The organism is Aeromonas sp. s9 (assembly GCF_040907765.1).
GTDB lineage: Bacteria > Pseudomonadota > Gammaproteobacteria > Enterobacterales > Aeromonadaceae > Aeromonas > Aeromonas caviae.
In genome coordinates this window covers 41,713-53,352 of the sequence record NZ_JBFOCK010000025.1, presented here as the reverse complement: position 1 = coordinate 53,352, position 11,640 = coordinate 41,713, and the positions used below count along the sequence as shown (strand labels likewise).

Here is an 11,640-nt window from a genome sequence, read left to right as displayed (position 1 = left end):
AGAAGTGAAACGCTGTAGCGCCGATGGTAGTGTGGCATTCGCCATGCGAGAGTAGGACACTGCCAGGCACCCAATTAAACGGTGATGTGAAGAATCACATGGCTGGCTGCGAGGATGACACCTCACAAACAAGCAGCAAAAGATTTAGCGAAAGCTAACCGAATGCGGAGCGGTAGTTCAGTCGGTTAGAATACCGGCCTGTCACGCCGGGGGTCGCGGGTTCGAGTCCCGTCCGCTCCGCCACTAAATTGAAAGGCCTTCCCTGACGGGAAGGCCTTTTTGCTTTCTGACGTCTGGATAAGAGCTCAGAGCACAAGAAGCAACCACCAGGGCTGCGACTTGCCACTGACAACTCGATCCCGCTCTGTTGTCCCTTGTGCTTGAGCCGGACTTTGTCCGTCTCTGCGTCCGTTATGCCACTAACAAGAAGCCCAGTCGACAGACTGGGCTTTTTTTCGTCTCCACGGTCTCCTCTTCGATCTTCGCAGCAGAAGCATTGCCTTCTTGAGCCGTGAGCTTGCTAGTAATAGACGCAGAGCCAGACGGTTGTCTCGGTCGGATGGGTCCACTCCACCCGGTGCTGAAGGTGCGCCGGGATGTTGATGTAATCCCCCGGCCCCAGATGGACGCGTTCCTGTACCCCGGTATCCGGTGTGATGAAGACCAGGATGGCCTCTCCCTGCACCAGCAATACCCATTCGTGTTCATCCTGATCGAACCACTCTCCGGTAGGGGTCTGCTGCCCCTGGGAGAGAATGCGCTCGATACGAACATTGTTGGTACTGACCAGATCCGCGAACACTTCACTGGGCAGGGGGGAGGGGATCTGGCCAAGCAGGTTGCCTGTGTGCATGGGCTTCTCTCCGGTAGATGGGAACGTGGCTAGCTAAGAGTGTAGAAGCTTGGGATGGGCCGCTCTCATGGAAAATGAGGCCTCCAACGAGCCCTTTTATGAAAAACTTCGGGGAAATGGAGGCTTATCCGCTGCAATCTCGCCAAATTCTTGCTATTTTGCGCGCCAGCAAGCAAACGATTTCCTTCACACTTTCAGGATGAACTATGGCAACGCAACAAACGACGGCCCGCGCCGGCAATGGCGGGTTTCTGGATTCCTATTTCTCCATCAGCCAGCGTGGCAGCACGGTGCGACAGGAGCTGCTGGCCGGGTTGACCACCTTCCTGGCGATGGTCTACAGCATCATCGTCGTGCCGAACATGCTGGGCGCAGCCGGTTTTGAGCAGGGCCCGGTGTTTGTGGCGACCTGTCTGATCGCCGCCTTCGGCTCCCTGCTGATGGGGCTCTGGGCCAAGCTGCCGATGGCCATCGGTTGTGCCATCTCTCTCACCGCCTTTACAGCCTTCAGCCTGGTGCTGGGTCAGGGGCTGAGCATCCCGGTCGCGCTGGGCGCCATCTTCCTGATGGGGGTGCTGTTCACCCTGATCAGCGTCACCGGCGTGCGCCAGTGGATCCTGGACAACCTTCCCTCCGGCATCGCCCACGGTACCGGCATCGGTATCGGCCTGTTCCTGCTGCTGATCGCCACCAACGGGGTCGGCATGGTGATCAAGAATGAAGGAGCGGGCCTGCCGGTGCAGCTCGGCGAGATCACTGCCTTCCCGGTCATCATGACGGTGCTGGGTCTGGCTGCCATCTTCGGCCTGGAGCGCCGCAAGGTGCCGGGCGGCATCCTGATGGTGATCATCGCCATCTCCATCCTCGGCCTCATCTTCGATCCGAAAGTGACCTGGCAGGGCTTCTTCGCCATGCCGAGCCTGAGTGGCGAGAATGGCTCCTTGGTGGGCAGCATGGATCTGCTGGGCGCCCTCAATCCGGTGGTGATTCCGACCGTGTTGGCCCTGGTGATGACCGCCGTGTTTGACGCCACCGGCACCATCCGTGCCGTGGCCGGTCAGGCTGGCCTCATCAACGAGCGTGGCCACATCATCAGCGGTGGCAAGGCCCTGACTGCGGACTCCGTCAGCAGTATGGTGGCGGGCGTGGTAGGTGGTGCTCCGGCAGCCGTCTACATCGAATCTGCCGCAGGGACCGCTGCCGGCGGCAAGACAGGTCTGACCGCCACTCTGGTCGGCGTGCTCTTCCTGCTGATGATCTTCCTCTCCCCGCTGAGCTATCTGGTACCGGCCTACGCCACCGCACCGGCCCTGATGTATGTGGGCCTGCTGATGCTGGGCAACGTCACCAAGCTGGACTTCAACGACTCGGTCGATGCCCTCTCCGGCATGCTGTGCGCCGTCTTCATCGTGCTCACCTGCAACATCGTCACCGGCATCATGTTAGGCTTCGTGGCCCTGGTGGTCGGCCGCCTGTTTGCCGCCGAGTGGAAGAAGCTCAACATCGGCACCGTCATCATCGCCGTGGCCCTGGTGATCTTCTACGCCGGTGGCTGGGCCATCTAATCCTCACGCTATCGAGAAGGGCCCTGCGGGGCCCTTTTTCATGGCTGTGAGGCGGCTAACACTTTCCCGGATCTTCCCCATCCGCTCGTTTCAGATTGAAACGTCAGGCTTTGTTTGTTGTTTCAGATCCGAACCGAAACCCCTGTCATTTTTATCCCCCTATGGCTCGCTAGACTGGCTGCATCAACCATCTGTCCACCCGTGTGGTGGCAAGCCAAGGAGTGAGCCATGAAGAAGCTGATCAACGCTGTCGATGCCGTGGTCCGTGAACAACTGATGGGGATGGCCGCTGCCCACCCCGAGCTCAAGGTGCGAATCGAACCCCACTACATCACCCGCGCCGATTCCCCCGTGACGGGCAAGGTGGCGCTGGTCTCCGGTGGCGGCAGCGGCCACGAGCCCATGCACGGTGGCCTGGTGGGCAAAGGAATGCTGGATGGTGCCTGCCCCGGCGAGATCTTCACGTCCCCGACCCCGGATCAGATGTACGAGTGCGGTCAGGCCGTCGACGGCGGCGCCGGTGTGCTGTTTCTGGTGAAGAACTACACCGGCGACGTGCTCAACTTCGAGACCGCGGTCGAGCTGCTGCACGGTGACGGGGTCAAGGTGGGCTTCGCCCTCATCGATGACGACGTGGCGGTGAAGGACAGCCTCTACACCGCAGGCCGCCGCGGGGTTGCCACGACAGTGCTGTGCGAGAAGCTGGTCGGTGCCGCCGCCGAGGCGGGCTACGATCTGGCGCGCTGTGAGGCGCTGGCCCGCCGGATCAACAACCAGAGCCGCACCATAGGCGTGGCCATGCACGCCTGCACCGTCCCTGCTGCCGGCAAGCCCTCCTTCACCCTGGCTGACAACGAGGTGGAGTTCGGCGTTGGCATCCACGGCGAGCCGGGCATCGAGCGCCGTCCCTTCACCGACCTCAACGCCCTGGTGGACGACATGTTCAAGGAGCTGACCGACAACAGCCCCTATGGCCGCACCCTGCGCCACTGGGACAGAGCCACCGGCAGCTGGCAGGAAGAGCACACCTTTATCGAGCCGCTCAATGGGGGTGACCGGGTCATCGTCCTGGTCAACAGCCTCGGCGGCACCCCCATCTCCGAGCTCTACGGCGTCTATGGTCGCCTCGCCACCCTGTGCGAAGAGGCGGGCATTCATCTGGTGCGCAACCTCATCGGCCCCTACTGCACCTCCCTCGACATGACCGGCATCTCCATCACCCTGCTCAAGGTGGATGACGAGCTGATGACCCTGTGGGATGCCCCCGTTCACACCCCGGCCCTGCGTCGCGGCTGCTAAGGAGTGCCGATAGCCATGCTAAGCAAACACCAAATCGTCAACTGGCTGCTCGACTGCGAACACATCTTTACCGAGCAGCGTGACTACCTCACCGCGCTGGATACCGACATCGGCGACGGCGACCACGGCCTCAACATGCAGCGTGGCTTCGCCAAGGTGGCGGAGAAGCTGCCCGCGGTGGCGGACAAGGACATCGGCCAGGTGCTCAAAACCACCGGCATGACGTTGCTCTCTTCCGTCGGCGGCGCCAGCGGACCCCTCTACGGCACCTTCTTTATCCGGGCGGCGGCCAGCAGCGATGCCTGCCAGAGCCTGACCCTCGGCCAGCTCGGTAAGATGCTGAGCGACGGGGTGGAGGGGATCGTCTCCCGTGGCCGCGCCGAGCCGGGTGACAAGACCATGTGCGACGCCTGGTGGCCCGCTCTGGCTGCCCTGCAGCAGGCGGAACAACAGGGCCTGCCGCTCCCCGAGGCGCTGGACAAGGCGGTGGCTGCCGCCGCAGCCGGCACCGAGGCCACCATCCAGATGCAGGCCCGCAAGGGGCGCGCCAGCTATCTTGGTGAGCGCAGCATCGGCCATCAGGATGCGGGGGCCACCTCGACCCTGCTGCTGCTGACCGCCCTGCGTGACAGAGCGAGGTTGTGACATGATCGGCATCGTAGTGGTCTCTCACAGCGCCCAGCTGGCGGCCGGTTTGAAAGCCCTGGCCGATCAGCTGGGCAGCCCGGCGAAGCTGTTGCTGGCGGCCGGGGTTGATGACCCCGCCCATCCCATCGGCACCGACGCCATCGCCGTGATGAGTGCGATGGAAGAGGCGGACGACGGCAGCGGGGTGCTGGTGCTGATGGACTTGGGCAGCGCCCTCCTGAGCGCCGAGACCGCCCTCGAGCTGCTGCCCTCCGAGTTGAGCGCCCGGGTGCGGCTCAGCCCCGCCCCGCTGGTCGAGGGCACTCTGGCCGCCGTGGTGGCCGCTGGCGCAGGCCTGACGCTGGACGAGGTGGCTGCCGAGGCGCTTGGCGCGCTGGGTCCGAAACAGGGAATGCTGCCTGCCAGTGCGGCGCAGGCCACCACGGAGGCTGCCCCCGTTGCCGACGACGGCTGGTTGCGCTGCGAGGTGGTGGTGGAGAACCCCCACGGCTTGCACGTGCGCCCCGCCGCCCGGCTGGTCGCGGCACTCAAGCCCTTTGCCGCTGAACTCAGGCTGCAAAAGGGGGAGAAAGAGGCGAATCCCCGCAGCCTGAGCCGGCTCGCCATGCTCGATGTGCGCCAGGGGGACAGGCTCATCCTGCTGGCGCGAGGGGAGGATGCCGAGGCGGCGCTGAGCTGCTTCCTGCAACTGGCGCAGGATCGCTTCGGCGACTGAAACATTCCCCCATCCGGGCCCCGTCACGACGGGGCCCGCTTTTTTTGAGGGGCGTTCTGGTCAGTGGTGGTAGTCGGCGGGATCGATGTCGAGCAGTTTGAGCCGCCGCCAGAGGGTGGTGCGGCTGATCCCGAGCTGGCGTGCCATCTGGCTGACCTGGCCCTTGCTGGCACGGGCGGCCCGCAGGATCGCCTGGTGCTCCAGCTCCGCCAGGGTGAGCAGCGGCTGTCCCACCACCTCGTCCGTCAGCAGGCAATGGCCCTGGCGGATGGCGGCCGGGAGCGCCCGGGGCGGGATCTGTGCCTCACTGCAATGAAGCTGGGCGTACTCGATGGCGCTGCGCAGCTCCCCCAGGTTGCCGGGCCAGGGGTAGGCCAGCAGGCAGTCGAGGGCGTCAGGGGTGAACTGGCGCCCCGGCTCGCCCCCCTGCACCGCCAGGTGCTGGCGGATGAGTCCGGGCAGATCGGCGCTGCGTTCCCGCAGGCTCGGCAGCCAGAGTTCGCACCCTTGCAGCGCATAGAGCAGCTGGCGCCCGAATTCCCCCTCCTGCACCCGCTGCTCCAGCGGGGCGCTGCTGGTCGCGATGATCCTCACCCTGAGGGGGAGGATGCGGGCGGAGTCGAAGCGCTGGATGCGCCCCGTCTTGAGCAGTTGCAGCAGGGCGGCCTGCATGGGGGCGGGCAGGCACTCCACCTGCTCCAGCACTAGCGTGCCACCGTGAGCCAGCTCGAACTTGCCTGCCCGCTCCTGCCCCGCCTCGTCGGACCCCATGAGTTCCAGCGCCATCCGCTCCCTCGGCCATGCCTGGCAGTTGAAGATGACCAGGGGGCCGGCGGCTCGCTCGCTGCCAAAGTGGATGGCCTCCGCCAGCTGGGCCTTGCCCACCTCCTCCTCCCCCCGCAGCAGGACGGGGCCCTGTCCCCTGGCCGCCTGGCGGGCGTGGCGCAGCAGTTTGCGCATGGCGCTCGACTCCCCCACCAGGGCGGAGAGCTCGGGGACCGTCTGGCGCAGTTGATGAATGGCGCGCAATCGATCGGTGGGATGGAGCAGGACGATGAAGCTGACCCCGTCCGGCCCCGGCAGGGGCTTGAGGCTCACCAGGGCGTCGATGAAGGCCTCGCCCCGGGACTCTCGCCGCTCCAGCGTCACCTCCACATGGCTCAGGGGGGTCATCTCCGCGATGGCCAGACGCAGGCGCTGGGGCATCAGCAGATGGTGATCGAGGGGCTGGCCCAGGCAGACATCCGGGTCGAGTTGCAGCCGACTGGCCGCCAGGGCGTTGAGGTAGCGCAGCCGCCCCTGGGGATCCCAGGCCAGCACGCCGTCTTCCATGCCATCCAGCAGGGCATAGAGCTCGCTCAAGTGGTGCTGGGACTCCTGCATCAGGCGCTCCATCTGCAGCAGATTGGCCAGCTCGCGGCCGGCGCTGACGGTGAGCGCGAGATCCCCCGGCGCGGCCTCCTCCACCCGGCAGATCAGGGCCACGATCGCCACCTGGCGACCGGTGCTGTTGTAGACAGGGCTGGCACAGCAGTGCCAGGGGTGGAGACGCTGGTTGAAGTGCTGGGGGCCGCTGACGCAGAGCGGCACCCCCTCCAGGGCCGCCAGGTTGACGGCATTGGTGCCGATGCGTCCCTCGCTGAAAAACGCGCCTGGGCCAAAACCGAGTGCCGCCAGCGCCTGCAGGGTATCGGGGTGGCCGGTCCGGGCCAGCAGGCAACCGCTCTCGTCGGTGAGCAGCAGGGCGCAGGGGCGCCCCTCCATGAACTCGTAGAGATCCTCCAGCGCCATCTCGCCGGTGGTGAGCAGGTCCCGCTTGCGCTGGCGCAGGCTCTCCAGGGTCTGCCCTCTGGCGCAGTGGGGAGGATGCCAGAGGGACGCGCTGGTCTGGTGGGCACAGCGCAGCCAGGAGGCCTGCAGGTGCTCGGGCCAGGACGAGAGGGGCTGGGGGACGGATGGCATGGTCACGGCGATATCCGGCAAAAGGGAAGAGGCCATTTAATCACCCTTGCCGCCCCGATTCAGTGACCGCTCTCAGAGTGTCGCGTCCTTGCCCCGGGTGACGGCCTCTGCAGCAAACTGCTGCTGGAGCCATTGGCTCACCGCCCGGCACTGGGGACTGCCTTCGCTCTCCTGATGGATCAGCAGATGGTCTGCTCGGTCATGTTCGGCGTGTCGTCGTTGGTGAAGAACCAGAGATCGATGCCCGGAGACCGGAGGTCGGCCAGCCGGGGCGCAAGATAGTGCAGATAGACATAGACCCGGTGGCGGCCGGGGGCGGCGGCATCCACTGCATCACCCTCCATCAACCTGCCTGATCTTACGCGCAGGCCGCCTCTGGCGGTGTGACGCAGGACAAGGGGCGCCTCGGCGCCCCTTGTCCTTGCTGGCGTTCCATGGCGCCTCGCTCAGATCCCCGTCATGCCGATCTCGTCGAGCTGGACGTGAGCGGGTTGGCGCAGGGTGTAGAGCACGGCCTCGGCCAGATCCTCCACCTGCAGCCAGCCGGGCTTGCGATCGCCCAGGCAGGCCGGGGGCGGCACCTGCACCAGTCCGGGACAGAGGGTGTGGACCCGGATGCCTTGATGCTGCACCTCTTCCCGCAGTGCCCGGGCGAACCCCAGCACCGCAAACTTGGCGGCGCAGTAGACGCTGGCCCTGGCATAGCCGTGCCTGGCGGCCTGGGAGGCGATGTTGATGACGGTGCCGTGGCGGTTTGCCAGCATGTCCGGCAGGCAGGCCCGGGTCAGCAGGAAGGTGCCCTTGGCACAGGTATCCATCACCCTGTCCCACTCCGATTCCGGCAGATCCTGCACCAGGTGGTCGCTGCCGACCCCGCTGTTGTTGATGAGCAGATCGACGGGGCCGAGCCGCTCCCGGATCCGGGCATGGCCGTCCCGCACCTGATCGCCGTCGCACACATCCAGCGCCAGTGCCATGACTCGCACCCCGTATCGCGCCTCCAGTCTGGCCGCTTCCTGCTCCAGCAGCCCCAGGCGGCGGGAAGCCAGGATCAGCTCCACCCCCTGGCTGGCCAGGGCCTCGGCGATGGCCAGTCCGATGCCGCTGGCGCCGCCGCTGATGAGGGCCCGTGTTGCTCTCAGTTCGTTCATCTTGTGTTCTCCTCCAATGGTGCAGGCATTGTGGCGGGCGCCTTCGGCAGGGAACAGGGGAGGGGAAGGAGTGATTCGAACCCTGGTTCGTGTTTTGGCGTTCCGGTTCGAACTTTGGTTCTAAACGCCGCGACCGGCCGTTGGTTCGATTAGCCATAAGGCGTAATCGGACGTTCGCGTAAATCAATTCTCCCGCTATAACAGCCATCCATATTTCCCTGCTGACAGATGCCGCTGATTCATGGACACACCGGACAGCGGCATCTCGATCGTCCGATTACGCTTCGCTAATCGAACCAACATGGGACGGTAATAAACAAAAGAGCCGCCCTGGGGCGGCTCTTTGCATCGGGGATGAATGAATCGTCACGGCGCCTTGGGCGGCTCCACCAGAGCGGTTGCCGGTTGGTCATCTTCCTTGATCCAGGCATCCAGCAGGGTGTAGCCCACCGCCAACACCACGGGGCCGATGAAGAGACCGATGATCCCCAGCGCCAGCAGGCCGCCGATGACCCCCACCAGAATGAGGATCAGCGGCAGGTCGGCCCCGCGCTTGATGAGGAAGGGGCGCAGGAAGTTGTCCATGGTGCCCGCCAGCAGGGACCAGACCAGCAGGAAGGTGCCCCAGGTGGTGTCCCCGCTCCAGTAGAGGTAGCCGACGCTGGCCAGCAGCACCGGGAAGGGGCCTATCTGGGCGACGATCAGCAGGAACATCAGCACCACCAGCACCATGACATAGGGAATGCCGGCGATGAGCAGGCCCAGGCCCGCCACCGAGGATTGCACCAGGGCGGTCACCACCACCCCCATGGCGACGGCACGGATGGCCTGGGAGGCGAGCACCACCGCATTGTCACCGCGCTGGCCCGCCAGACGGTGGGCGAAGCGGCGAATGCCTTCTGCCGCCTTCTCTCCTGAGTGGTAGAGCAGGCCGCAGATGGCCACGGTCAGCAGGAAGTGGACGAACAGCAGGCCGAGGTTGCCCGCCTGGGCCGCCAGCCAGCGGGCGGTCTGGCCGAAGTAGGGGGCCAGCTTGGTGAACAGCACCTGGCCGCCGCTCGCGAGGATCTGCTGCCAGAAGTCGTAGAGTTTGTCGCCCACCAGGGGCACTTGCTGCAACCAGAGCAGCTCGGGGGGCGGGGATTGGCTGAGCTCGGTGCCCAGCTCGATGAGCATGGGGGCCTTCTCCGCCACGTTGGCCAGCGTCATGAAGAGGGGAATGACGAAGATGAGCAGCAAGATGCTGGTCATCAGCAACGCCGCCAGGGTGCGTTTGCCCCACAGCAGGCGCTGGGCCATCTGCATCAGGGGCCAGGTGGCGATGGTGATCATGGTCGACCACACCAGGGCGGGCAGGAAGGGGCGCAAGACCATGAAGCACGAGATGATGAGCAGGCTGAGGAACAGCAAACCCAGGGTGATCTTGGCCAAATCCACTTTTTTCATATTCATGGCATTCCCTTAACGAGGGGTTGAGCGCCCGGTTCGGGCACCGTGACGGATAGCGGACAACGACCACCAGAGCCCGGCGCTGAGCCAGAACCCCAGGCAGCCAAAGAGCCACCCTTGTCCCGCGAGGATCAGCAGAGAGCTGCTGGTGAGCGCGGGCACCAGGAACAGGAGCCCTGCCACGACCAGTCCCCCTGCCAGGGTCAGCAGCGCGGCGGGCAGGGCGGGGGTGGGGCTCCGTTCGAGTGATAGCAGATTACCCGATACCAGCCCCAGGGTGAACATGGCAAGCCCGGCCAGGGCGGTGGACTGGGTGAGCCAGGCCGAGAGGGCGCTGGCGATGAGCACCCCGGCCCAGGGGAGCGGGCGCGCCGCCTGCTTCGCCAGTGGGGCGCGCAGTGCCAGCAGCAGGGCCCCCAGGGCAAGGCCGGCCACCACATCTGAGAGGAAGTGGACCCCCAGCCAGACCCGGGCCAGCCCGGCCACGCCGGCCAGCAACAGGGCCAGCAGGGCCCCCTGCCAAACCCGCAGCGCCGGCAGCCAGCCAAGCAGCAGGCCCCAGTAGAGCAGGGTCGAGGCGGCGTGGCCGCTCGGCATGCCGAAGCCCTGGGCACTCTGGCGGGCCAGCTCGGGTTGCAGGTGGAAGGGCCGGGGCCAGCCGATGCCCGCCTTGAGCAGGTTCACCACCAGGGTGAGCAGCACCATGGCAAACAGCAGGTGGCACAGCCTGGACCAGCCGAGCAGGGGCAGCAGCAAGGGCAGCAGCGCCAGCTGGAAGGGGGCCGAGCCCAGCAGATTGCCCGCCCTTGGCCAGAGCGCATCTGGCCCTAGCCACCGTTGCAGGCGCTGGATCAGCGGCAACTCGGCGCGGTGCAGCGCACTGGCCGCGTCGCTGAAATCCGTCACCCACAGCACCTGGCTCTCGGGCACCTCGGCCAGCCTCGGGGCTATCCAGTCGAGCTGCGCCGGGAAGCGACGCTGGTCAGGGGGCAGGTCGGCGGCCGCGATCAGCCTGGCGTTCAGGATCTCGCCACCGAGATCCGGGGCCTGGAGCAGGGAGACAAACCCCGTCCCTCGCTGGACCCGCAGGGGCTCCAGGGTCTGGCAGGCGAACACCCTGGCCCGTTGCCAGCGTCCCAGCTCGCCGGTGACGCGACCCTGGAGGCCGGTCTCCTCGAACAGCTCGCGCAGGGCCGCCTGCTCCGGAGTCTCCCCCCTGTCGATGTAACCGCCGCTCAGGCTGTAGCGCGAGGAGAGCCTGTCCTGCACCAGCAGGATCCCTTGCTGGTGGCGGATCACGCAGGCGGCCGCAGAGGGAGGGGATTCGGCGCGGGAGGCGGGCAGGGCACAGCCCAGCAACAGCAGCAGGCAGAAGACGACTCGAAACATGATGACACCCAGGGGCAAGGAGTGGGGACAAGGGTCACAGAAATCAGACGGCCGGGCAATGGCTTGCAGGGGGCACCGACCCTGTGGGGGACGCAAGGATTGCCGTCTGCGCGGGCAGTCCCTAGTATTGGCGGCTATTGTTCTTCTCATTCACTACATTGTGGGGCTCTTCATGCGACAGTTCGGTTTCTTTCTGGGGATTGCCATCGGCGTCATCCTGATACTGTTTGGCAGCATCGTCATCTTCCAGGCCCTGCCTGCGGCGCTGGACGTGCTGGAGATGCCGAGCCGGATCCCCTTCGTGCGCGAGGTGTACACCTGGCTGATGAGCAGCGCCAACGGGCTCACCGCCCAGCTGGAGCAGAACTTCCTGGAGGCATTCCAGACGGTGCTCAAGCTGATCCTGCTCATCACCTTCATGTGGGTCTGCGTCAAGCTGGTCAACATGGGGGTGCTGATCATCCGGGCCGGCGTCGACCTTATCCGCACCGCCATCGAGCACAGCGAAGAGAAGGGTGCCAAGCCTACCGAGCAGGACCGCCATTTCTGATCTTCCCCTGCCACGGGTCAGATAAACAACAGGCCATCATGTGATGGCCTGTTTTTATG

General features: G+C 65.5%; 10 protein-coding genes, 1 tRNA gene and 1 pseudogene. 7 read left to right on the top strand and 5 right to left on the bottom strand.

Annotated features, from left to right (window positions below; all coding sequences use genetic code 11):
• The first annotated feature begins 166 nt into the window (after positions 1-166).
• Positions 167-243 (top strand) — tRNA-Asp (locus tag AB5Y54_RS04600).
• A 277-nt stretch (positions 244-520) separates the two neighbouring features.
• On the opposite strand, the gene AB5Y54_RS04595 is transcribed toward AB5Y54_RS04600, so the two are convergent.
• Positions 521-853: a cupin domain-containing protein gene (locus AB5Y54_RS04595; RefSeq protein WP_010675945.1), complete on the bottom strand. Its 333-nt coding sequence runs from the start codon at positions 851-853 to the stop codon at positions 521-523.
• A 206-nt stretch (positions 854-1,059) separates the two neighbouring features.
• On the opposite strand from AB5Y54_RS04595, the gene AB5Y54_RS04590 reads away from it, so the two are divergent.
• The 4 genes from AB5Y54_RS04590 (at position 1,060) to dhaM (ending at position 5,080) form a co-directional block, all read left to right on the top strand.
• On the top strand, positions 1,060-2,418 hold the full coding sequence (locus AB5Y54_RS04590) for an NCS2 family permease (RefSeq protein WP_010675944.1): 1,359 nt from the start codon (positions 1,060-1,062) through the stop codon (positions 2,416-2,418).
• A 228-nt stretch (positions 2,419-2,646) separates the two neighbouring features.
• Positions 2,647-3,717, top strand: a complete 1,071-nt coding sequence (gene dhaK / locus AB5Y54_RS04585; RefSeq protein WP_202016945.1) for a dihydroxyacetone kinase subunit DhaK — start codon at positions 2,647-2,649, stop codon at positions 3,715-3,717.
• A gap of 15 nt (positions 3,718-3,732) precedes the next feature.
• Positions 3,733-4,362: a dihydroxyacetone kinase subunit DhaL gene (gene dhaL / locus AB5Y54_RS04580; protein WP_005306235.1), complete on the top strand. Its 630-nt coding sequence runs from the start codon at positions 3,733-3,735 to the stop codon at positions 4,360-4,362.
• 1 nt (position 4,363) lies between these two features.
• Positions 4,364-5,080, top strand: coding sequence for a dihydroxyacetone kinase phosphoryl donor subunit DhaM (gene dhaM / locus AB5Y54_RS04575; RefSeq protein WP_368153291.1), 717 nt, complete (start codon positions 4,364-4,366; stop codon positions 5,078-5,080).
• A 60-nt stretch (positions 5,081-5,140) separates the two neighbouring features.
• Here dhaM and dhaR read toward each other — a convergent pair whose 3' ends face one another.
• A complete protein-coding gene (gene dhaR / locus AB5Y54_RS04570; protein ID WP_368153292.1) occupies positions 5,141-7,042 on the bottom strand; it encodes a dihydroxyacetone kinase operon transcriptional regulator DhaR in 1,902 nt (633 codons plus the stop codon).
• A 266-nt stretch (positions 7,043-7,308) separates the two neighbouring features.
• On the opposite strand from dhaR, the pseudogene AB5Y54_RS04565 reads away from it, so the two are divergent.
• Positions 7,309-7,398 (top strand): annotated as a pseudogene (locus tag AB5Y54_RS04565) (agmatine deiminase family protein); the annotation flags it as partial.
• Between the two features lie 90 nt (positions 7,399-7,488).
• Here the strand turns inward: AB5Y54_RS04565 and AB5Y54_RS04560 are convergent.
• From AB5Y54_RS04560 to AB5Y54_RS04550, 3 genes are all read right to left on the bottom strand, one after another.
• A complete protein-coding gene (locus tag AB5Y54_RS04560; protein ID WP_368153290.1) occupies positions 7,489-8,193 on the bottom strand; it encodes an SDR family oxidoreductase in 705 nt (234 codons plus the stop codon).
• Between the two features lie 366 nt (positions 8,194-8,559).
• Positions 8,560-9,645, bottom strand: coding sequence for an AI-2E family transporter YdiK (gene ydiK / locus AB5Y54_RS04555; RefSeq protein ID WP_164882905.1), 1,086 nt, complete (start codon positions 9,643-9,645; stop codon positions 8,560-8,562).
• A 9-nt stretch (positions 9,646-9,654) separates the two neighbouring features.
• On the bottom strand, positions 9,655-11,031 hold the full coding sequence (locus AB5Y54_RS04550; RefSeq protein WP_368153289.1) for a phosphatase PAP2 family protein: 1,377 nt from the start codon (positions 11,029-11,031) through the stop codon (positions 9,655-9,657).
• A 172-nt stretch (positions 11,032-11,203) separates the two neighbouring features.
• Between AB5Y54_RS04550 and AB5Y54_RS04545 the strand changes: the two genes are divergently transcribed.
• Positions 11,204-11,581, top strand: coding sequence for a hypothetical protein (locus AB5Y54_RS04545; RefSeq protein ID WP_010675931.1), 378 nt, complete (start codon positions 11,204-11,206; stop codon positions 11,579-11,581).
• Positions 11,582-11,640 lie beyond the last annotated feature (59 nt).